General features: G+C 46.6%; 20 protein-coding genes. 7 read left to right on the forward strand and 13 right to left on the reverse strand.

What is annotated here, in order from left to right; translation table 11 throughout:
• Positions 1 to 11: 11 nt before the first annotated feature.
• Positions 12 to 1,034, reverse strand: a complete 1,023-nt coding sequence (locus Y696_RS07315; protein WP_121510110.1) for a 3-oxoacyl-ACP synthase — start codon at positions 1,032 to 1,034, stop codon at positions 12 to 14.
• A gap of 172 nt (positions 1,035 to 1,206) precedes the next feature.
• Positions 1,207 to 2,016 carry an alpha/beta fold hydrolase gene (locus Y696_RS07320; protein WP_014731042.1) on the reverse strand — a complete coding sequence of 270 codons (810 nt, stop codon included), beginning with the start codon at positions 2,014 to 2,016 and terminating at the stop codon, positions 1,207 to 1,209.
• Positions 2,017 to 2,141: 125 nt separating this feature from the next.
• Between Y696_RS07320 and Y696_RS07325 the strand changes: the two genes are divergently transcribed.
• Positions 2,142 to 3,155, forward strand: a complete 1,014-nt coding sequence (locus tag Y696_RS07325; protein WP_121510179.1) for an SIS domain-containing protein — start codon at positions 2,142 to 2,144, stop codon at positions 3,153 to 3,155.
• Positions 3,156 to 3,355: 200 nt separating this feature from the next.
• Here Y696_RS07325 and Y696_RS07330 read toward each other — a convergent pair whose 3' ends face one another.
• From Y696_RS07330 to Y696_RS07360, 7 genes are all read right to left on the reverse strand, one after another.
• Positions 3,356 to 4,018 carry a class I SAM-dependent methyltransferase gene (locus Y696_RS07330; protein ID WP_099771381.1) on the reverse strand — a complete coding sequence of 221 codons (663 nt, stop codon included), beginning with the start codon at positions 4,016 to 4,018 and terminating at the stop codon, positions 3,356 to 3,358.
• A 79-nt stretch (positions 4,019 to 4,097) separates the two neighbouring features.
• Positions 4,098 to 5,072 carry a Gfo/Idh/MocA family protein gene (locus Y696_RS07335; RefSeq protein ID WP_121510111.1) on the reverse strand — a complete coding sequence of 325 codons (975 nt, stop codon included), beginning with the start codon at positions 5,070 to 5,072 and terminating at the stop codon, positions 4,098 to 4,100.
• Between the two features lies 1 nt (position 5,073).
• Entirely contained in the window at positions 5,074 to 6,084 is a 1,011-nt protein-coding gene (locus Y696_RS07340) for a Gfo/Idh/MocA family protein (RefSeq protein WP_121510112.1), read from the reverse strand.
• Complete coding sequence (locus Y696_RS07345) at positions 6,072 to 6,434, reverse strand: hypothetical protein (protein WP_121510113.1); 363 nt, start codon at positions 6,432 to 6,434, stop codon at positions 6,072 to 6,074. The genes Y696_RS07340 and Y696_RS07345 overlap by 13 nt, the downstream gene beginning before the upstream one ends.
• Positions 6,412 to 6,873 (reverse strand): PHP domain-containing protein, encoded by a 462-nt coding sequence (locus tag Y696_RS07350; RefSeq protein WP_121510114.1) that lies wholly within the window; start codon positions 6,871 to 6,873, stop codon positions 6,412 to 6,414. The genes Y696_RS07345 and Y696_RS07350 overlap by 23 nt, the downstream gene beginning before the upstream one ends.
• A 188-nt stretch (positions 6,874 to 7,061) precedes the next feature.
• Positions 7,062 to 7,223, reverse strand: a complete 162-nt coding sequence (locus Y696_RS14025) for a hypothetical protein (RefSeq protein WP_183084195.1) — start codon at positions 7,221 to 7,223, stop codon at positions 7,062 to 7,064.
• Between the two features lie 944 nt (positions 7,224 to 8,167).
• A complete protein-coding gene (locus Y696_RS07360) occupies positions 8,168 to 8,440 on the reverse strand; it encodes a hypothetical protein (protein WP_257211865.1) in 273 nt (90 codons plus the stop codon).
• An 809-nt stretch (positions 8,441 to 9,249) separates the two neighbouring features.
• Between Y696_RS07360 and Y696_RS07365 the strand changes: the two genes are divergently transcribed.
• The 3 genes from Y696_RS07365 to Y696_RS07375 are packed head-to-tail and all read left to right on the forward strand — an operon-like array spanning position 9,250 to position 12,923.
• The gene (locus Y696_RS07365) at positions 9,250 to 9,813 is read left to right on the forward strand and encodes a type II secretion system protein J (RefSeq protein WP_121510116.1); all 564 of its coding nucleotides are present in this window, start codon (positions 9,250 to 9,252) and stop codon (positions 9,811 to 9,813) included.
• 8 nt (positions 9,814 to 9,821) lie between these two features.
• Positions 9,822 to 10,169 carry a prepilin-type N-terminal cleavage/methylation domain-containing protein gene (locus Y696_RS07370; protein ID WP_180274796.1) on the forward strand — a complete coding sequence of 116 codons (348 nt, stop codon included), beginning with the start codon at positions 9,822 to 9,824 and terminating at the stop codon, positions 10,167 to 10,169.
• Between the two features lie 15 nt (positions 10,170 to 10,184).
• On the forward strand, positions 10,185 to 12,923 hold the full coding sequence (locus Y696_RS07375) for a hypothetical protein (protein ID WP_121510117.1): 2,739 nt from the start codon (positions 10,185 to 10,187) through the stop codon (positions 12,921 to 12,923).
• A 155-nt stretch (positions 12,924 to 13,078) separates the two neighbouring features.
• Here Y696_RS07375 and aroA read toward each other — a convergent pair whose 3' ends face one another.
• From aroA to Y696_RS07395, 4 genes are read right to left on the reverse strand one after another with little or no spacing between them, the layout of a single operon-like run.
• Positions 13,079 to 14,368 carry a 3-phosphoshikimate 1-carboxyvinyltransferase gene (aroA, locus tag Y696_RS07380; RefSeq protein WP_121510118.1) on the reverse strand — a complete coding sequence of 430 codons (1,290 nt, stop codon included), beginning with the start codon at positions 14,366 to 14,368 and terminating at the stop codon, positions 13,079 to 13,081.
• Between the two features lie 2 nt (positions 14,369 to 14,370).
• Positions 14,371 to 15,882, reverse strand: coding sequence for a tripartite tricarboxylate transporter permease (locus tag Y696_RS07385; protein ID WP_121510119.1), 1,512 nt, complete (start codon positions 15,880 to 15,882; stop codon positions 14,371 to 14,373).
• A 15-nt stretch (positions 15,883 to 15,897) separates the two neighbouring features.
• On the reverse strand, positions 15,898 to 16,350 hold the full coding sequence (locus Y696_RS07390) for a tripartite tricarboxylate transporter TctB family protein (RefSeq protein WP_121510120.1): 453 nt from the start codon (positions 16,348 to 16,350) through the stop codon (positions 15,898 to 15,900).
• A 44-nt stretch (positions 16,351 to 16,394) separates the two neighbouring features.
• Positions 16,395 to 17,384, reverse strand: a complete 990-nt coding sequence (locus tag Y696_RS07395; RefSeq protein WP_121510121.1) for a tripartite tricarboxylate transporter substrate binding protein — start codon at positions 17,382 to 17,384, stop codon at positions 16,395 to 16,397.
• 283 nt (positions 17,385 to 17,667) lie between these two features.
• On the opposite strand from Y696_RS07395, the gene Y696_RS07400 reads away from it, so the two are divergent.
• The 3 genes from Y696_RS07400 (at position 17,668) to Y696_RS07415 (ending at position 21,793) form a co-directional block, all read left to right on the forward strand.
• The gene (locus Y696_RS07400) at positions 17,668 to 18,948 is read left to right on the forward strand and encodes an MFS transporter (protein ID WP_121510122.1); all 1,281 of its coding nucleotides are present in this window, start codon (positions 17,668 to 17,670) and stop codon (positions 18,946 to 18,948) included.
• 20 nt (positions 18,949 to 18,968) lie between these two features.
• A complete protein-coding gene (locus Y696_RS07405; RefSeq protein ID WP_121510123.1) occupies positions 18,969 to 20,012 on the forward strand; it encodes a LacI family DNA-binding transcriptional regulator in 1,044 nt (347 codons plus the stop codon).
• Between the two features lie 290 nt (positions 20,013 to 20,302).
• Complete coding sequence (locus tag Y696_RS07415; protein WP_121510124.1) at positions 20,303 to 21,793, forward strand: thioredoxin-like domain-containing protein; 1,491 nt, start codon at positions 20,303 to 20,305, stop codon at positions 21,791 to 21,793.
• Positions 21,794 to 21,951: the final 158 nt, after the last annotated feature.

The raw sequence follows: 21,951 nt of genomic DNA on the forward strand, positions 1-21,951 counted from the left end.
CTTTTCGCCTCCTAATTCTTGCCCCATTTTACTGTCGTCGCTGCCCAGACGAAGCCCAATCCGGCACCAACCATTACAACCACGTCACCATCTTTAATCTTTCCCTCCATCAAACCTAATTCTATCGAGAGAATCTGATCATTCTGCCCAAGATGGCCGTAGTAATCAAGGTAAGTACTCTGATTTTCCTTTAGCCCGAGCTCTTCAAGAACTGCAAAATGAGCCGATCTTTTGAAATGCAAAATAGCTAAATAATCGATATCGCTTTCTGAGAAGCCGCTCTTTCTGAGTGACTCTCTAATCACCCAGTAGAAATTAGGCATTGTAGTCTCTCCGAGGCGTTTCTTGAACTCTGCAGTATCTCCCTGGACGGAGAAATGATAGTTCCGCGTATCTTCGGGGGTCATAGGCCACTTCTTTGTCCCGCCGACCGGGACAACACACAACTCTGAAAATGATCCGTCACCCTTAAAGGCCGAAGATAGGACGACGTTTTCATTATGGCCTTTCTTAAGAACTACAGCGGCCCCGCTGGCTCCTACATCAAGCATGAATGATGTTGATGGTTCAGAAAGATCCATAAGATCCACATTTCTGTAGCCGCTCACTAGCAGAACAGTATTGACATCGTCTCTAGCGATCATGAGACTCTTTGCCACGTCAATGCCGGCCATCATAGATCCACACATGGCTTCCATATCGAAAGACCAGGCGTTTACAGCACCGATTTCGTCTGCAACCTTCAGTCCGGCCAGCCAGCAAGGGTAATCTTTATGCTGAGCGCCGTTCCAGATTAACAGATCAATGTCTTTGGGATCTATCCCGGCATTCTCAAGAGCTTTCCGTGCCGCTTTTATTCCCAAATTACTTGTGGTTTCACCGGGACCTGGAACCAGTCTTCTCTTCACTCCAAATTTCAGTTCGATTACCTCTTGCGGAATGCCTGTTGAATCAGCAATTTCCTCTGGAGTCATGAAGGTCTCAGGTATGTATGTCCCGATCCCCGCTATTCCAATTACTGGAACTGAACTCACCAAGATCACCCCTTATGGCTTGCGTGTCATGATTCATCTCTCATATATGAAAGATGAATCATCTCTCACTTTCACAATACACTAAACTGATCCGGTTGGTAAATTCAATTAAAGTAGTTTATTGATGATTATCGACGAAAGAAGATGAATAACTACCAAATCGTCCCTTTTTCTAACAATTCTTAAGTACGAACCCGATGATTGCTGTCATGAATTCTCCCGGTTTTTCGAGGAAAGCTCCGTGACCGGCATCTTTTATGACAAGAAATTCCGAATTTCTGACTCTTTCATGAATTGCTTTCATCTCTTCTATCGGTGTAATGATGTCTCGATCGGCACCAAGTAGCAGAGTCGGGCACTGAATCTTGTCAAGTTCTTCCAAAACATTGAAATCGGGATTTGAAGAAATAAGCCTTATGAACCCTTCAAACCATTCTCCGTTGAGTGTCGATTTGAACATCTTCTGTCTTTCTTTTAGCCACTGCAGATTACGATTGTAGAAGAAATCTGAATAGATGAAGGGTATTGCCAGCTTGAAGAACCGCTCTCCATCTTTAAGTTCTGCAGCTTCTTTCCACGCTTCGCCAAGTTCTGCAAGGTATGGAGAAATTCGGGCGGGAGTATTGGCGAGTACTAGAGAATTTACTCTCTCCGGTCTCTTTATTGCTAACATTTCTGCCACCTGGCCTCCATAGGAGAGACCAACTACGTTTGCGCTAGAAATCTCAAGCGCATCGATCAGGTCGGTTAGGTCGTCAACGTGGATGGAGATGTGATACTGTGAATCCTTTCTTTCAGATCGGCCCTGATCTCTGAAATCCATCAGAATCAATCTGAAGTGCCTTGAAAAGTGGGGAACAAATCCTGCCCACGAGGGGACCGACATCATAATTCCGTTGAGAATAACAACAGGTGGGTTAGATTGATCTCCGTGTACTTCGTAATAGATTTGAGTTCCGTCGCTAGTTCTGAGCAGTGCCATAAATTCACCTCCATCCTTATTATTGCATCGATTTCACTGATTAGTCAAAACCAATCTTTGATGATAGACTTTAAAGTGAATGACACCCCTGGACCGATAGATCATCGAATTTGTCTCACGAAAGGATGAATGATTTGTCAAAATTTCTGGAAGATATGCTTGAGCAATCAGAAGCAGTAAGAACCATTATTTCCACATCTGACGTCGTCTTTGAGAAAGCGAAGTCTCTAAACTTTGAAAGAGTCCTGTTCACAGGCATGGGAGCTTCTCTTCATGCTTCAGAGGTAGCGGCTTCATTTCTAAGATACTCTGGCATCGACGCAGAAAGCTTCGAGATGTCGGAGATCATAACTTACTCATCCCAAGAACTGCTAAAAAGATACTCTACAATCTTTCTCATCAGTCAGTCAGGAGAAAGCGCAGAACTAATCCGATTCATCGAAGAAAACAAAGCGCTTCTGCCTTCTATGACACTTGTAACCAACAACGAAAAGAGCAGCGCGGCAAAGGCTTTCCCTGATGAAAGAGTATTTCCGCTTTTCGCGGGCAGTGAGAGATCTATGGGTGCAACAAAGACCTTCATGAATAGCATTGTCTTAACTCTGATGATTTCAGCCTTCAAAACCGCAAGAAGATTGAACTTTTCTGACCTGCCCACAAGAATGGACGAAGCTTTGTCGCATGATTTATCATGGCTTGCAGCTATGTTATCTGAGAAAAGGGAGAGGATTCTCGTTGCCAGGGGTTTTGGCATAGGTGTTGGAAAGATGGCGAGGCTAATGTTTGCTGAAGTTGCCAAGCTAAGTCTCATATTCTATTCGGGAGCCTCTTTCAGACACGGTCCCGTCGACTTGCTTGCAGACAAGCCCGTTGTAATCACCATGAATCCCAAGGGAGAGACTTACGACCTAATGCAGGAACTCCACAATGACATTTACGACAAATGCGATTTGATTACCCTAACGAATTCGAGAGAGGGGAGTGTGAAATCAATATACGTTTCCGATGGCCTGGAAGAAGTCCTTGCTTTCATTCCCATGATGAATCTTCTTCAGAAAACCGCTGAAGAAATCGCCAGAAATAGGGGATTCGATCCCGGCTCAGGTGTATTCGGAACAAAGGTGACCACCAAAGAATAATCAAAATGCTTTGAAAGCAAAAACAACTTGTTTGGAAGTGGCCTTGAAGATTTACGACCTTACTGGAGCTTGGGACTGCTCAAGAGAAAAAACTTATACCGGTTCTTCCGTTTAGTTGTTACCTGTAGGGTTCTATCTACGAACTGCAGCTGCCCTTATATCTGATGCCTGTAATAACCTGCATGGCTTCACCAAAATCCTCACAAAAAAGTTGTGCTTATCAAGCCCACCAACGGATGAATCTGAACAACTTCAATTTCGTTCGCACCTGAATGCTGGAAAACTTCTTTCATAAATGAAATGCTCGCCGGGTGATCTAATTCGTTGTCGTCGAAATAAACTTCGTCCCACGCATCCCTGTGCTTTCCAGGATCGTCGAACCACATAATATCACCAACAACGATCCTACCGGGCCTCTTCAAAATCTGCGTAAGCTTCGAAATCGCTTCCATCTTCATCGGATCTGTAAGATGGTGAAGAGAGTAGATGGCTACAACCTTGTTTATGTTCATTCTTGATAGGTTCACTTCTTCGCACGGGTTCTCGAAGGAGCCCCTAAAGAATTCGACGTTCTCAACACCCGCGCTGGCAATATTTGATCTTGCATCTTCTAACATCCTTCTGCTAATGTCAATGCCTATCACTTTTCTGCAGTAAGGACTGGCGGCCACGGCCCACCTTCCTCTGCCGGTTCCGATATCAAGTAATGTATCTCCGGGATCAAGATCAAGATAATCAAGTGCGAGCGCACCAACCATTGCGATGATATCACCTTTGAACGGATCAATATCTGCAATCGGAGAGGCCTCGGGAAGATTGTCAAATTCTTGCTCAAGTTTTCCACGATCGTAATGCTGCTTCAAATGACTCACCTCGTAACTCTACCTTATCATCTAGATTATACTCCAGGCAACAGTGCGATATGACTGAAATCCGAATCAGTCAGCAGATCTGAATCTCTTGGCCTTCTCTGAAGCTCTTGTAAGCAGCATCAACGACTTTGAGAGCCTCAAGTCCATCTTCTCCTCTTGTGAAAGGATCCTTCCCTGACCTAAGAACCTCTACAAAATCCTCAATCAAAAGGCAATCAAAGTTGTCACCATAAGCTTCCCATCGACTACCCTTTTCGTTGGAATAGACCTCAATCTTTGAGTTGAAGACATCCAGGAAGAGCGTTCCCTCAGTTCCGACTATGTGAAGAGTTACGTCTCCCCAGTAAGGATGGGTCTTTGGTCTCGACCAGCTGCAGTCGAGTGTCATGTACTGGCCAGTCGAAAGTCTGAACATCTCCAGTCCACAGTCTTCGACCGGTATGTCATGTATAAGGGTACCGTAAGTTGCGTAAACCTGTGTGAATTCGCAGTCAAGAAACCATCTCACTATATCCACCACGTGCACGGTGTGATCCATAACGGCACCGCCACCGCCCAGCACCGGGTCTATGAACCAGCCGCCCGGCATTCTCCCGTGGTTTGTTCCCACCAGACTCACCACTTCGCCCAGCAGACCGCCCGCGATGATCTCTCTGGCCTTTCTCACGGAGGCACTGTACCTGACCGGGAAGGCTATTTGAAGCTTCACATTGTTCTCGCGGCAGATCTCAATCATCGCCTCCGCGTCTTCTACGGTTGTCGCGATCGGCTTTTCGCAGAGAATGTGTTTTCCGGCTCCGGCAGCGATCTCGACGAACTCCCTGTGGGTAGAGTTCTCGCTCGTTACTATCACACCGTCGCTCCGAGCGACGAGTTCTTCTGGCTTTTCACAGGGCTTTATGCCCAGGTCTTTGCAAGCTTTGTTCATCCTGGATCTGTCCTCATCGTAAAGCCCCGCTATCTCGATATCATTCATTCTCTTCAAGGCTCTCACATAGCTGTAACCGTGCATATGTGCAATACCTAGGATTGCAATTTTCGTCATCTCAAAACACCTCCGAAAGCTCGACCGGTCTGTGCAGTTTTGCAGACATGTTGGCAGCCAGCGCGACTCTCAACGATTCTATGGCCTCTTGCCCGTTAACGGGGACTTCTCTGTCTTTCTCTACTGAGAGTATGAAGGACTTCAATTCTTCGGTGTACGGATCAAAATAGGCCGGATTCTCCTGCAAGTATCTCGGCTTTCCATCGATCGAAGTTTGCAGACGAAGCGTCGTCTCTCTCTCGTAGCTGTTGGTTATCATTCCCTTAGTGCCGACAAATTCGTAGAACGTTCCAAAATTAACAGGCATCCCGGCCGGTTCGGCCCAGCTGCCTTCGATGTGTGCCAGGGCGCCGGATTCGAACCTCAGAATCGCCATGCCATGATCGAAAGAGTTTTTCTTCCTCTCCGAGCTCAGCGTTACGGACCTCGCTTCGACGGTTTTCACGGGGCCCAGCAGTTTTCTGAGAAAGTCGAAATCGTGTATGGAGAGATCTACGAAGACGCCCCCGCTCTTTGTAATATCGGCGAACCAGTTGTCTATACCGTGAGAGGGAAATGAACCTCCCCTGTAAAGTCTTGCCATTACAATTTCACCCACGTCTCCGGCGGCAGCAAGTTCCTTCACTCTTATATACTGCGGAAAGAAACGTACGACGTGGCCCACCATGAATTTCCTTCCGCTCTTTTTGGCCGCCCCGTCCATTGCCCTTGCGTCTTCAAGAGTTAGCGCCACTGGCTTTTCGCAGAAGACGTGCTTGCCGGCCTCAAGCGCCCTGACGGCAAGTTCCCTGTGCGTGAATGTCGGCGTGCAGATATCCACAATGTCTACACTGCTGTTTTCCAGAATCTCCTCAAAGCTGGCGACGGTCGCTCCGTATTTTTCTGAGATCGCCTTTGCCCTGCTTTCGACTGGATCGACTATCCAGAGGGAATTTCTTTGATCGATGGCCCTGTAGGCCCTCGCGTGGACGTTTCCCATCATCCCCGCTCCAAGTATCGCTATCGAATGCATCTCGCTCCTCCTTTTCTCTCTTCCGGTTTGAATATGTCGGCTTCGTTCAATCCGATGCAATTCAACACTCTGGTTATGAACTCTCTCTTCAAAAGCTGTTCCGGACCGTGCGAATCGGTCCCGTAAGAGAACCGCACGCCCCTGCGCCGGAGGAGATCGATCACCTCAAGCCTGGGCGATGCGGACATTTCGTGAATCTCCACGGCCACGCCGCTCTTTACGAGGGCCGGACCTATCGAGGCGTACCAGTCGAGGGTGAGATACTTCGCGGCGTAGTAACGCTCGATCTCGCGCCTTTCATCGAAGGGCTGCTCGCTCCAAGAGGCATCAGGAAGGGTATCCCTCGACATGGCCGAGAACCTGAAAGCCTCCCTTTTCTATTCCGCGCTCTATGTAAGTCCTGTACTCTCTCCAGTAGTCGGATTCGCTCTTATGCCTCCAGTTTACCCTGTGCACGCTGGCGATCAAGAAATCGAAGGGCGGTACCTTCGCCGGAAGCATCAAACAGTCCGGTCCCAGCCCCGTTTCGCCGCCCAGAAGAACCTCTATGCCAGACTTTCTCGCTTTCTCTTTGAACCGGTTGAACAGATCCATATAATGAGCCTCCGACACGGCCACCGAATGGGGCAAGCCCGTTTCGAAGTGATCGGTTATCCCGCATTTCGACAGACCGGCATTACGCAGCGCTGTCAGAACCTCCTCGAAGGACATCGAACCGTCGGAAAAGACCGTATGAATGTGAAAATCGAAATCAACGCTCATCATCACAGCTCCAGATGTTTTCACCATCGAATTTCCTTTTGCTTTCTATAGAGAGAATCTTCAATGTCATCGGCACGATATCAGCCAGCTTTGCCGCAGGTAATCTGCAGCGTTTCAACATGGTACCCTAGAAAGCGATCACGGTTCCCTCCTCGCCCTCGGTTCCATGATAGCCGAATCCTCCCGTTTTCGGTCGCAAATATAGCCTTGAGTCTTTATCCAAGAGCTCTGAATTCACCAAATGAGGCGACGATGTTCGATAGGGTTGCCTTTCTGTTTGCAAATTCCACGGTCTCGTCTTCTTCGGCATACTCCATCACATTACGGACCCACGTTTTCCTTATGTTTGCCCTTTCTTCTTCACCTGCACCTGCCATCCATCGGCTATTGCGTTTGTCGTTAGGATTCCTTTGAATTGATCACCATTGTATAAAGGGATCTGAGAAGATGATCTCTCAGCAATAATCTAGAGCGCCTTTTCCAGGCTGTCATTTGTGTCTATCGTCGCTACTTTCTCGTATCCAAATACAGAAGTAATCCTTGGCGGATCATTGAGCATCCGAGCGATCTGCTCTATGTCTTGAACTACTTCGTCGTGTGGCTCTGCGATTGGTCAGGTATCGGCTGTTACTGTCTGGACTATCGCGTTGCGTAACTCTGCATATTCCAGAAGAATGTCGAGAAAGCTCCTGAGAACCTGTCACTCTTCGACAAACCTCTCAAGGATCTGGAGTATCCATCGATCCAATAATCTTCGTTGAATCTGCTAAAATACCCTTCTGTCGTTGCAAAGGCACGCAAGAATCTCACTGAATTCTCCATGGTCAATCCGCCTGACTTAAGAACACTTGTGCTGAGAAAAAATGAACTGCGGTGAGAAACAGAAATGGACTCTCACTTGTGTCTTCATCTTAGTTAAAGTATAACAAAACGGTGGTTTGGGAGAAAACGGGTTTCAGCTAATAGTCCGTGATTAGAGTAGATTGGTGGGTTTCTCTATCGAAGAAGATTAGATTGTTTTAATATGAGCAGATCTGTTCGTAATTTTAGCCTATTCCTGATTATCAAGAAGTCTCTTTCTTCTGGGGTTGTTCAGCTCTTACAATTATGCATCCAATAATTCAAAGAGCAGCCGGGGGAAGGGCTGCTCTTTGATGTAACTAAGCTACACTGCTTTTCTTTTGACCTTGGTCGTGTTGATGGAGCAAGTTGCATTTTGTTGGACGAATCATGTTGAACAGTTACAGAGTTGCCTATTTCATCGGATTTTGTTGCAATATGATTTTTCTCGCTCAGAGAACGGAAAATTGAAGTCCGGGTTCTATCTGAGTTTTTCCAATAGCCTTCTTAGCTTCTTGTATGACTTGCCTTCGAGAGGATATGGCAGGGAAAGCAACCAGTCGTTAATCAGCGCAATAGCCATTGTATATGCCCTGCCATCTTGAATCAAATCCTCAATTTCCTCGTCCTTGAGCAGGTTGCTGTCTAGTATAGCTTCTGCCTTGCTGCATAGAACTTTCTCAGCGTACTCTGACACAAGTTCCTTGATCTGCCTTTTCACTATCTCTTTCTCTTTCTCTCTCAAAGCGATCACCTTTGCATCCTCAAGAACTAAGTTAACGGCCAAGCGTTGTTGACAAAAAGAACCATGCAAAACAATGCCTATGTGGCATTTATCCAAGTTCATAGGTAAGCTCGGCTGATTACGGTCAGTTCCTTGGAGAAAACAAGATTGAGCTCAAAGTTTTTGTAGCAAATCAGGGGATCTCAAGACAATAAAAGGTGAAGAAGTCCCTGGCTTTCTGATGATTTGTTGCTTCATTTCTTCCAGTTTGGGTGGCAAATGATTCTAGTTTCTCTACACGATAATCGAGACCCGAGGGTGCTTTCCTGAACAGCTAAGGAGGACGTTCAAAGCGAAAGGATTATTCCACAAGATTTAATCGGGAGAATGATTACTCTTGCCGAACTTTTTTGAAATGAGGACTCAATAACTCCCTTCGAACCAATTATGGTAGCAAACTAGAACGCGTGACTTGCACATGACAAGGAAGACGGCAATTTGAGCATTAAGATTCTTGGCTGCGGAAATTAGTTTCCTTAATGCGACTGATTTGTTGAAATCCACTTCTAAGAGAAGCGGCCGATTGACGCGAATATTATGAGATTCCTGTGAGAACTTTAGTATTCAACAGCTCAGCAGGCAAACAAGACTGCGATCGCTTGATTCGCGTTTGCAATTCTCAAATCCGCAGTATCCGTAAATCTCTTTTGAGATTTCTCTAGTCCGTGGTCTTGGCATAAAGTTGCTACACAATAAACGATCTATCTATCCATCTATCCATGCTTGGTGGATTTGTCATTTGGATTGAAGACTTCTCTTGAAGGAGGGGTTATTAGCCGATGGAAAGAACAAGAGCCGGTGTTACACTTGTCGAACTTGCAGTGGTTTTGGCTGTTTTTACGATAGTACTTGCTTCTGTGTTGCTTATGTTTACTGACCTCACAAGAAGATCAAGAATAGCTCTTGGAGAGGTGGAAAGGTATTCAGAGCTCTTTAGGGTCGATAGTCTGATTCAAGCCGAACTCTCAAAGGCTGGTCCCAATGTTGAAAGAATTGCCCTAGTACGGGAAAATGAAGATGGACCGGCAAAGGGTTTGAGATATATGGTTTCCTTGCCTTTCGTAAGGGGAAAAGTGACGAAGCAGTTCTATATTGATGATGGAAGGCTTTTTATCTGGGAAAAACAGGCGGTTCAGGGAGACTTTCCAGCCGACAGTAATGCGGATGTAGTTGAGTCTCTTAACGATAATGTGGACATTGTTTTCTCTTCCAGCTCATTTGACCATGTCGATTTGGAATTTGTGTCTATCAACGGAGGATCGGTTTCATATAGCATAGTGCTTTCTTCTCCCGATGGGACTAGAACTCACAGATCTTCTGTGAGACTGATGAACGTGAAGTGAGGATGACTATGCAGAAGGGACTTTCTATGATCGAAATGATTATCACAATGGCTGTTGTTGCGATAATGATCGTGACCGTATTTCAGATATTTCTCACAATACATTCGACCCTTAGCAAGTCGAATGCAAGAATGAAGGATTACACAGAAATACGATACGAAATCACTAATCTTTGGAGACCTGGTGGAGTTAACGGTTACGGACTGGAAGTATCTGAAGACGGATCTTTTTTTGACAGGTTAGCTGCGGAGGGTGTCTCTTCTGATCTCCTGGAAAAGCTCGAATCAGCAATCACAATAATGAATGTACAGGACAGTAGCCGTGAAGCAACATTTACTGCAGTAATGCAGAAATGATTGGGAGTGAACCGCATGAGAAAAGGGCTTGTTTTGCCGTTGACACTTATAATAATGATGTCAGTTACAGTAATCTCAGTTGCGCTTCTAAACAGAACTTCTTCAACTACCTCTGAGTTATTTCAGAGGATTAGCAAGGCACAATTGCAGGTGAACGGGGGGAATGCATTCTTCGCGAATTTTGGGTATCTGAAGAGGAAATTTGCTGAAGAAAGCTATCTCAATTTATCAACCGATAATTTTTACATGTCACTTACTTCTACCCCCACAATGTACGATGATTTTCTCGGTCTTTTCGTTACTGATACCCTCGAATACAACGCTTGGAAGGAATTGTTTTCAAAATTTTCTAACGAGCAGTTCTACAGGCCGGGAATTGATTTGACTAAGGTTTTTGACGAAGTGACCGAAGGAACGTTCGACGATATGGTTCTAATCCCTTACAAATCATCTCCAAACACACTTCTCGCGATCGTGAGGACCTCTAAGGGGAATATGAGTGCTTACTTCTGGGGTCTTGTTAGCCCGCGTTTCTTCAGCAATTGGTCGAGATTTGAATTAGAAAGTAACTCAACTGCCCATTGGTATCCTGGATCGGTGATATATGGGCCGACTTTCTTCGGGTCCGTAGGTCAGGGCGGAGCTGGAAATGGCGGTTTCAGAATGAACGCAACGATTCCGCCTGATCCTGACGATATTTCTGGTGATGGACCGATCTTCAATGGTGAGGTTTGGTACGAGAATGCAAACATTGCACTTAATGGGAATTGGAAAGCAGAAAAGACAGTACGCGTTGATACGGATGGCGACGGTGATTACGATGATGAACGGTTCAAGGACAAGCACTATGCAGTACACGTGGAGAATGGCGAAACATGGATATTTCTCGAGGGGTTCAATGAGGTAATTGTTGCAGATTCTTATGAAGAAGATGAAGAAGAAATGAGAGTGAAAGGTTCAGTTATCGACTTTGTAGACAACGCTTCTTCGGGGGATTTCAACAGCCGTTTTTTACCCTGGTTTCTGCGAGCAGGGAGTGTCAAGGTTAGTCAAGAAACTATAAAGGACCTAGAAACGAGATTCGATGAGATGGAAGAATACTATCAAAGCCACTACTCAAATACGACCTCGCTGGAAGATATGTTGAATGCCATTGAAACGGGAGGAACTCTTCCTCAGAATTCTCACGGTCTATACTTGAAAGACACGGAGAGAAGCTCTGGTTCTCAAGTCACTGAGACTGAAACGTTACAGCAGATAAGATACGAAGACACGCAATGGCTTGAAGCTCTTCTAATCAATAGCAATGACTTTCTAGATGAATTTGAAGCCTGGATAATTGATGATGATCACCGGAAACTCTCTGCGAATTATATTCTTGGGAAGAATCATAACATAACTGACGAAACTTTCACGTATGATGAATTGAGACAGCTAATCAATAGTGATGACATAACGCTCTCGGTGAATGAATCCCCGATTATTGAGGAGAGAAGAACGATTACTCAAACTGAAATTACTGGTGGCGTCAGAATACTGGACAATGCGGATAACGTGAATTTATCGTCGGATGTACTTTTGGGATCGTCTCTGAACAGTCTTGTAGGCACTGGCGGTTTTGAAAGTTCAGTCCCCTATTCAGTTATCAGATTCAAGTGGGATAGGGAAGTAAGATCATCAGGTGGCAGCCAACAGATAAGAGAACGAACTCGAGTTGCGAACAGATACCCCACGGAATATGAAATGTCAACAGTTGTTTTTTCTCTTAACTTCACCGGATGGGAATGGAGGTTCACTGGTAAGAGTGGCCCATCTCAAAAGGGGCCCAGATCATGGAGTCACAATTCAAGCATCGAGGCGCCTGTAGCAATAACAACATGGTCTGAATGGAGTTATTCTCCATGGTCTGATTGGGACGTGATAAGTGGAAGTGGTGGTAATGGACAAAAGATTGCAGATGCAGATGTCGACATGTATTTGATAACTCCGTCCGACGGTTTTTCCGAAATGAATTTCGATACTACCGTCATAATGAAAGTCAACTCAGAGAACGAAGAAGACTATCCTTCCTTCACTACCGAGGCGACCTCTTTCTCGAACAAAGGATACTACGTGGTTGAGGAAGATATAGAAACGGGTGGAGCGGGAATACCTGGAGGGGTCGGAACAACGCTGGGCAGAGAAGCAACTGTAATTGACGGGAGATACACAATCAGGTCAAAAGAAGGAGATATCAGGATCTACGGAGATATCTTATATAACGACATGTTGAATGATTCAACTTTCAGAAGCTATGTAGATGAGTCAGGACTTGCTTTTGACCCGAATTACGACCCAAACCTTTCAGCGGCGAACGCCTCTCTGAATGACATGCTGAACCTTGTAGCAACTAACGGGAATATTGTAATGCCTTACCAGAGCAGTCCAAGTGGCAGAGACGCTATTGAGAATATTAAGCTGTTCACTAATCTCTTCGCGTTCGGGAAGAACAGCGGGCATAGCAATACGGGACAGATTCTCATAGATCGCTACGATGACTACAGTGTCGATCTGGGATTCAGGCATCTGTTTGGTACCATGGTTTCTATTGAAGCAGGCCCCGCCGGAAAAACTTCTGAAACAGGCCCCGCCGGAAGAACTGTCGGTTTCAGAAGTCGCAACTACTACGACGAGAGGCTGTACGGAAACGAGGACCTTCCATTTGCTTCTCCGGAATCAAATATCCTTGAAGTGATGGGCACATCAATGAGATAGTTTAACTGTACGTAGTTCATTGTTTTTGATATAGACCTGTTGAGATCCTTTGCATGAGTCTGAAAACAAAACCCGGCCTTTTCGCCGGGTTTTGTTTTTCCCCCTTGATTCCTGCTCAGTTGTATGATTCTAGACCCATTAGAGGCGTGGGCTCTCTATTTCGTTTGGAAGCCAGCTCCAACGCTGTTCATGAGCTCGTAGAAGCCAGGGAAAGACACCGAGACGCATTCGGCGTTGCCGACTTCGGTTACTCCTTCGGAGAATAGACCAGCGACTGAGAGAGACATTGCAACCCTATGGTCGTCGTGGCTCTGGACCTTTGCACCCATCAGTTTCTTTCCACCGTGAATGATCATCTCATGGTCTGTGTCCTCGATCGACGCGCCCATTTTTGAGAGTTCTCTCCTCATGACCTCGACTCTGTCGGTTTCTTTTACCCTTATACTTTCAATTCCGGTCAATACTGTGTCTCCCTCAGCGTAGCAGGCGGCAACTGAGAGTATGGGCAGAGCATCGGGAATGTCTGAACAGTCTATGGTGATTCCCCTGAGTTTATTTCCTCCAACTGCCTTCAAAGAGTTGCTGGATCTGTTTAGAGTTACATTTCCGCCCATTTCTTTTAGAATGTCGATGATTACGGCGTCGCCCTGGCTGCCCGAGAGATCCAGGTCCTCTATTACTAACTCCGAGTCAGTTACGAGCGCAGCCACCAGTGGAAAAGCGACTGATTCCCAATCGCTGGGAATAGCAGTGTCGACCGGTTTGTAATTCTGAGGGCCTTCCACTTCGAAGAAACTGTAATTCTTCTCATCGTACTTAACTTCTATCCCGTGTTTGCACATCCAATCCACGGTCATCTGGAGGTAAGGCCTTTCTATGGCCTTCTGAACTTCGATCCTGGTTTTTCCCTCGAGCCTCGCCGATGCCAGGAGCATTCCGGAAATGTACTGTGACATCTTTCCATCGAAAACAATAGTCCCTGCCCTCATTGGTCCTTTTACAATGACGGGAGCCGCATCGCTGTCACTTCTCGTCGTGACGGCGAAGGCCCCCAGTTCTCTCATTGCCTCCAGCAGTTTCACAACGGGTCTTCTACGAATCTGATAATCTCCTGTGAGAACAACGTAGTCGCTTAAAGTTCCTGAGATCGCCGTGGCAAAATAGAAGGTAGTTCCGGAATTCCCGCAGTCAATGACATCGTCGGGAATCTTTAGGCCCTCGGGGCTGCTCTTTATCGTCCATACTCCCTTTTCAATTTTCACATCGGATCCGAATGCCCTGGCAGCTCTCGTCGCCGAAAGACAGTCCTGACTCGGAAGAGGGTTTTTTATGGTTGAGAGTCCCTTTGCCATGGCGGCGATCAGGACCGCCCTTATTGTATGGCTCTTTGAACCGGGCACAGAGAGCTTACCCGAAAGATTATGCTTTGAAGCAAAGGCTATCATTTTCAATGCTCCTTTCCTTTGTCAGACCTTCCGGAGAAGAGTTTTCTCACCCCGGTCTTGACAAACTTGAAATTGGAAAACAGTGATATAAGAATGAAGACAATAAGAATAATGCTGATGGGTCTTGAGAACATTGAGATTATCAGATTGTCTCCTGCCGAAGCAAGCGATACCGCCCTTCTAAAGTTAGCGTCCATCAATGATCCCAGCACAATACCGAGAACCATTGGCGCCACCGAGTATCCCTTCCTTCTCATGACGAAGCCAATTAGACCAAAGATGGCCATAATCAGGACGTCGAAAACACTTGAATTTATTGCATAAGCGCCGATTATACACAAGATTGCGACCACAGGAAGGAGGATCTTCTTCGGAATCAGTACCATCCTTGCCATTAGTGGAGCCACACCGATTCCAAGAGCAATTATCGACAACGATCCAATTAACCCGGCAGCCAGTATTACGTAGAAGAGGTCGGGAGTCTGCGTGAAAAGCAGAGGACCGGGTCTCAAGCCGTGGACGTACATTGCAGACAGAAGAACGGCAGTAACGGCGTCTCCGGGCACAGCAAGTGTCAGCATGGGTATAAGTGCGCCTCCTATGCAGGCATTGTTTGCAGATTCGCTTGCAACTATCCCTTCAACGGCCCCTTCGCCAAATGGAACTTCGGGTTTTCTGACCGTCTTTTTCGCCTGATCGTAAGCAATTAGAGAAGCTACTGGGCCTCCCGTGCCTGGCAGCGCACCTATGAAGGTCCCTATCACAGCCGACTGGAGTGAAAGGGGAATGTGCCTCATAAGTTGCCGAAAACCGACCTTCTCTTTCCCCAGCTTACCGGCTATCGGTTCGAGTGAGCGCTGCCCTATCTGAACGAGAATCTCCGAAAAACCGAACAGGCCGATCAGAGCTGCTATCAGCGAAATACCTGCTTGAAGCTTCATCGAGCCGAAAGTGAATCTCGGTGTGCCCATAATCGGATCGATTCCAATCAAGCTTATTATTACTCCCAGTGTTGCACTGATCAATCCTTTGAGGAAGTTCTTTGACGTCAAGGATCCGACAGTGGTAAGGCCGAAGAGGGCAAGCAGAAAGTAATCCATTGGCGAGAACTGTAGGGCAATCTTTGTAACTGGTTTTGCGAGTAAGGCCAGCATTATCAGACCAAAAAGGGTACCAACAAAAGAATAGACGGTAGCAACTCGTAAAGCCTTTCTGGCCTGTCCTTTCATGGTCATAGGAAAGCCGTCAAGTGTCGTTGCGACCGATGCGGGAGCTCCTGGGATGTTTATGAGTATCGCGGATATAGCCCCGGAGAAGACTCCGACGACATACACCCCCATCATAAGAGCCATAGCGTCGTTGACCGCCCATGTAAAAGTTACCGAAACCAGAATTGCGGTGGCCATTGTGACGGAAAGCCCCGGCATTGCGCCTACAACAAGTCCGGCGAAGGCACCGACAAATACCAGGAAAATGAACCTGAGATCTATCGCGGCGAGTATCTGTTCAATCATTTGCACATCACCTTCTCAAGGCAGGTAGACACTCAGTAGAACACCAAAGGCGTAATACAGGCCAAGAGTAGTCCCCACAGAGATTATGCCCAGCAGCCACCAACGCTTCTCTCCAAGTAGGAGCAGCATCGAGGCCAGATAAGGAATTGAAATAGCAATGAAGCCAATCATCGGAAGAAGCCAGACATATATGAACGTAAGTGCCATTGAAATTGTAATTCTGAGCCAATCAACCTTGTCAAAACCACCCGATTTGAAACTCTTGCTTCTTACCGCCTGGAATATTAGAGATATTGCAAGCACTAAAAGTATTACACCCATTATCAATGGAAAGAGACCGGGCGCAAGTGACCAGGAACCGTAAGGGTTCATCCCAGATGAGACTACAATTATGAAGACACCGACTACAGCAAAGAAGGCTCCTTCGATTATCTGGAAATTGAGACTACCACTCGTTTTTTCTTTCATAATGACCTCCAAAGACGGTAGACACGAAGTCTACCGTCGATAGATCAGAATCTCTCTATTCCGAAGTCTGCAGGACTATTGGGAGCCACTCCAGCGTTATAGAGAAGCCATGCAACGATCGAGGTCCAGCGGTTCCAGTATTCGATAACAGCGTCGCCCTGAACGTCGTGCATTCTGTTGTAGAAGCTTGACTCGGTGAATTCGATCCATCCCGGATCCTGAACTGCCTTCTGAGCGGCTTCGAGAATAACCTGTTTGATCTCCGGCGGAGTTCCTTCCTTTACAAGAATACAGTTCGGGAATGTCAAAGGCAGATAACGCGCCATTTCGGGAATCGCGTCCGCAATTGGAGGAACATCTGGAATCGCAGGAGATCTCTCTCCCTTTGTGTATACGGCAAGGGCTCTCAGATCACCGGTTTTCAAGTAATCGAGAACCGTGCCGATGTTGCCGAATGTGAAATCAACCTGACCGCTTATTGTTGCGAGCATGGCAGGGCTGCCGCCGCCGAACGGGGTCATGGAAACATCAAGACCAACCTCTTTCAGCAGAAGTCCCTGGATGTGTCCGCTGGCCCCAGGGCCAGAGTATGACATCTTTATCTTTCCGGGGTTCTCCTTAATTGCGGTAACGAGTTCATCCATAGTCTGGAACGGCGAGTTGCCCGGAACGACGACCACTTTCGTATCTTCCACAAGCATTATAATTCCTTCGAAGTTATCGAAGCCAAGTTTGCCCGTTCCCATAACTCTGAAGACTCCTGGAGTCTCTGCCGAGAGAAGTAGCGTGTACCCATCTGCCGGCTTGGAGTAAGCAAAATCCGTTCCAATTGCTCCGGAAGCGCCCGGTTGGTTCAGAACGACAACGGGAACTCCCAGGTACTTCTCTAGATAAGGTGCAAATGCCCTTCCCACTCTGTCGGTGATCCCGCCGGCCGCCCATGGAATAACGAGAGTTACTGACCTGTTAGGGTACGATGCAAGAACTGATGCAGCAATAACAAGAACTAGCGAAAACAGAAGAACTTTCTTCACAACAATCCACCTCCTCGAAATCGGAAAACGTTTGCCATTTCAATCAGATAGATTATACTTCATAAGATGGGGAAATTCCAAAAAGCTGAGACAGATATTTGTTTTCACCAAACTCTTAATGTATACTATTTACGAAAAGTAAAGAAGAAAGCTACTGTTCTTTTTACGAGAGTTTTTCACTTAGGCTTCTTTGAGTTTTCAAAGAGATAATTCAAATTATATGGGGAAAACGGTGCAATTTCACGATGTTGGGAAAAGCTTTTCCAGATATTGGAGGCAATATATGAGTGAAAGAGGAGCCATGATTTCAAACAATAAGGGTAAGATTCCAATATACTGCCTGCTTGTATCGGCATATTTCTTTTCGTATTTTTTCAGGGTATCCGCTTCTGTAAGCCTTCCTGCGATTTCGACGGAATGGGGAATGAGCGCTTCCCTTGTCGGATTCATTTCCAGTCTGTATTTCTACGCGTACGCATTCATGCAACCGATAAGCGGCGCACTCAACGACAGATTTGGACCGCTTAGGATAGTTTCGCTAGGGATGCTTACAACCGGAATCGGGGCGCTACTTTTCGGTTTCGCTTCGAATCCGACGATGCTAGGTGTAGGTCGTCTTTTAACGGGCTTTGGACTTGCGCCAATGCTTTCCGGAGTGCTTGTTTACCAGTCGCACTCCTTTCACAGAGACAAATACTCATTCTTTTCGGGAATCACTTACACTCTTGGGAACTTTGGCGCGGTGATTTCAGTCGCTCCTCTTGCCTTTGCTCTCGACGAGTTTGGCAGAAGAAATGTCTTCGTCTTTCTCGCCTTCTTGAATTTTGCTCTTGCAGCGTCTCTAATCGCTTTCAGGAGGAGAGATCCTGTGATCTCAATTGATGGCAAAATTGAAAGAAAAGGTTTTTTAGATAATCTAAAAAATTCATTCCGAAAGATCCTCAGGTCGAGGCAGCTAAAGCTGATGCTTGTCCTTTGGGGAACGTCGTTTGGTGCCCTGATGTCACTGCAAGGTCTCTGGGCTGTTTCCTGGTACCAGACTTCTTACGGTGTTTCGTATGGAACGGCGAGTTTATGGTCGACGCTGATAAGCATAGGAGTGATGGTCGGAAACTTTGTAGGGGCATACATCGCAAGGCCGGCAAGATTGAGGCTCCCTGCGATAACCGTTTCATGTGTTTCCTATGGTGCTTCGTGGGTTTTCTTCTGGTTTTCTATGAGGAGCCGGCTGCCGATTCTTATACCGGGACTGGTCGGATTCTTTTTGGGATTCTTTGCCGGTATAACCTACGATCATCTTACTGCAGGTGTCAACGATCTGGCAGCCAGAGGCCGTGGAGGTTCTCTCTTTGGAGGTATGAACCTCTTCACTTTCATCTCTGTAATCATTTTTCAGTCTGGCACGGGATTCCTGATGCAGCGTTTCTCTTCGAGTGGGGGAGCGGAGATTGACCTTGCAGCTTTCAATTCGACCTTTGGCATAGTTACTCTTCTGGTTATAATAAGCTTAGTGGCGTTGCCTTTTCTCAAGTCCTTTTCCGGTCAAGGAGGTGAAGTGCTGTAAGAAAGAGCGACAGGGTTACCATAAAACAGGTTGCTGATTACGCCGGCCTCTCGGCCGCAACGGTTTCTCGAGTCCTAAATGGTTCAAGGCCTGTGCAAGAAGACTTGAAGGTAAAAGTTTGGGATGCAGTCAAAAAGCTCAATTACAAACCAAATGTTGGAGCCAGATTCATGAAGGGCCAGACCACTAATGTCATAGGCATGCTAGTTCCAGATGTTTCCCAACCCTTTTTCAGCGCGATGATTGCGGGAGCCATTCTGAAGGCGGGAGAGATCGATCATGTAATAATTATCTCCACTTCCGACGGAAAGAGGGAAGTCGAAAAAGCTGCGATCGACAGTCTCTCTCGAACGGTTGTGGATGGTCTCATCTACTGTCCGGTTTCCACCGGGGATCCTCTTCCGCAAATAGAGAGTTTCAAGGAGCTCCCGATAGTAGTTGTCGGAAGGCGAAACGTCTTCAAGTCTAAGCCTCATGTTTATACTGACAACGTTAAGGGCGGGTATCTTGCGACAAAGTACTTGCTCAGACTGGGAAGGAAGAGGGTTGGCTTCCTCGCCGGCTTCTGGTCCAGCCCATGTACCATAGACACGATTGGTGAAGTGGCTTCGAGCGAGGATGCCGGCAAATACACGACGCTCGATAGGTACACGGGGTACAGAAGGGCTCTCGAAGAGGAAAAAATAGAGTACGACCCGTCGCTCATTGTCATATGTGGATACGATTACGAGGCCGGTTACAACGGAGCGAGAGAGCTTCTTGAGAGAATGGTTGAAGTAGACTCGGTGATCGCGGCTAACGATCTTGTCGCGGCAGGCGTCATAGGTTTCTTAACTGATCAGGGAATCAACGTCCCTGATGAGGTATCTGTGGTGGGTTATGACAACAACCTCATCGCTCCGATAACGATTCCCACGCTAACATCCGTCGATCAGGATCCCAGAACCCTCGGGTCGGAATCGGTGGTTGCTCTATCAAAGATACTGTCTGGAAAGGAAGTCCCCGATACGATTATCGATGTCAAGCTTACGATAAGGAACTCCACAAGCGTAATGCATAAGTGAAGTGCTCCAATTGAAGGTTTTCAAGGGCCTAACATCGCTGCTTTTTTATGCTCATTGTCTCCTTCGACCGCCTTGATTCTCCTTCCTGAAGGAGCCTGATCATTTGGAATTCATCTGCAAGACTATCTGTAAGAAGGCGCTGTTGAGAAGGGCTCTTTGGCTGACTCTGTGCAAGCAAATAGAATGTTTTGAAAGCTTCTTTAATAACAGAGGCGATCCTTTCCATTGGAACGGAAGAGCATGATCCATTATCCTTCTTCTATAGTCAAAGCTCGAAAGAGGTGATCGATTTGTATGGAAGAGCGATAGAATTTCCGGAGTCTTGCAAGTGGATAAATGTCGAGAGACCTCTGACCCTTGCTGATCTGAAGGGTTATGTGGTTCTGCTCGATTTCTGGACATACTGCTGTATAAACTGTATTCATGTTATTCCGGACCTCAAATGGCTCGAAAAGAAGTATGAGGATAGCCCATTCGTAGTAATTGGCGTCCATTCGGCGAAATTCGAAAATGAGCATGATGAGCGTAACATAAGAGCGGCAGTCCAACGATATGAGATCCAACATCCGGTAGTAATCGATAATGATTACTTCCTCTGGGAAAGATATGTGATCCGTGCGTGGCCCTCATATGTTCTTATTGGGCCTGATGGAAAGATACTGTCTAAGACATCGGGAGAGGGAAAGCGAGAATACCTTTCACATGAGATCTCAAAGGCTCTCGAAGAAGGAAAGAGGAAGGGAGTTCTTAGCCAGAAGAGAATCCCGGTTAAGCTAGAGCTTTCCAAGAGTGAATCCAATCTCTCTTTCCCCGGGAAGATTGCCTTTGGCGACGGAGAGAATCTATTCATAAGCGATACGAATAACAATAGGATACTCTTAACGGAGCTTTCTACTCCTTTTGTGGCGAAGGCAATCGATCAGATCGGGAGCGGTCAAAGTGGCTTAGAGGACGGGTCTTTCGAAAATGCGCGCCTCAACAAACCTCAAGGAATAGTCTACTCTAATGGCAGACTATACGTTGCCGACACCGAGAACCACGCATTACGTATCGCAGATATGAACCAAAGGTATCTCAGTACACTGTCCGGCGACGGATTTCAGGACTACGATTGGAACTACAATGGAGACGCTTCGAAAGCAAGACTTAACTCGCCCTGGGATCTCCAAACTGATGGCAGATTCTTGTACATTGCAATGGCGGGAATGCACCAAATATGGAGATTGGATCTTGAAAACAACACTATAAGTGCATTTGCGGGAAGCGGAATAGAGAACGTCGAAGACGGGCAACTGAAAGACGCTAATTTTGCGCAGCCCAGCGGTTTGTTTCTCGATAGAAACAGCTTATATGTGGCCGACTCTGAAGTCTCTGGAATCAGATTTATAGATCTGGAAGCCGGGACGGTACAAACAGTTGCCGGAAGTGGTCTATTCTCCTTCGGTTATGTGGACGGGATTCTCAAGAGGTCTTTGTTCCAGCATCCTATTGGAATTCACGGTGAAGGCAGATTTCTCTACGTAGCCGACACTTACAATCACGCAATAAGGAAGATCGATCTCGGAATCAGGCGCGTCGAGACGGTAATAAAGAACCTAAGGGAGGGTACATGTACTCTGGACGGCGATAAATGTTCAAACCTCGGCCTGTTCGAACCCAATGACGTCAAGTTTCACAAAGGATTACTGTACATAGCCGATACCAATAACCACTTGATAAGAGTCTTCGATGGCAGGGAGTTGAAAGAGCTTGTTATAGAGAGCCAAGAAAAACGGATATAGAGTCTCGGGGCTGGGGTATGCCATCGCCAGATGCGATTAGAAAGCCAGTCGGCTCCGCCTGGCAAGTCGCACTTCATGCAGCAGCCTTTGCTTCGCAAAGACCATTGCCGACTTCGCCGGGCAAAGAGCCGTGAACGCTGATAAAATAACGTTGTTCG

The sequence above is a fragment of the Mesotoga sp. H07pep.5.4 genome, from assembly GCF_003664935.1.
In the GTDB taxonomy this organism is placed as follows: domain Bacteria; phylum Thermotogota; class Thermotogae; order Petrotogales; family Kosmotogaceae; genus Mesotoga; species Mesotoga prima.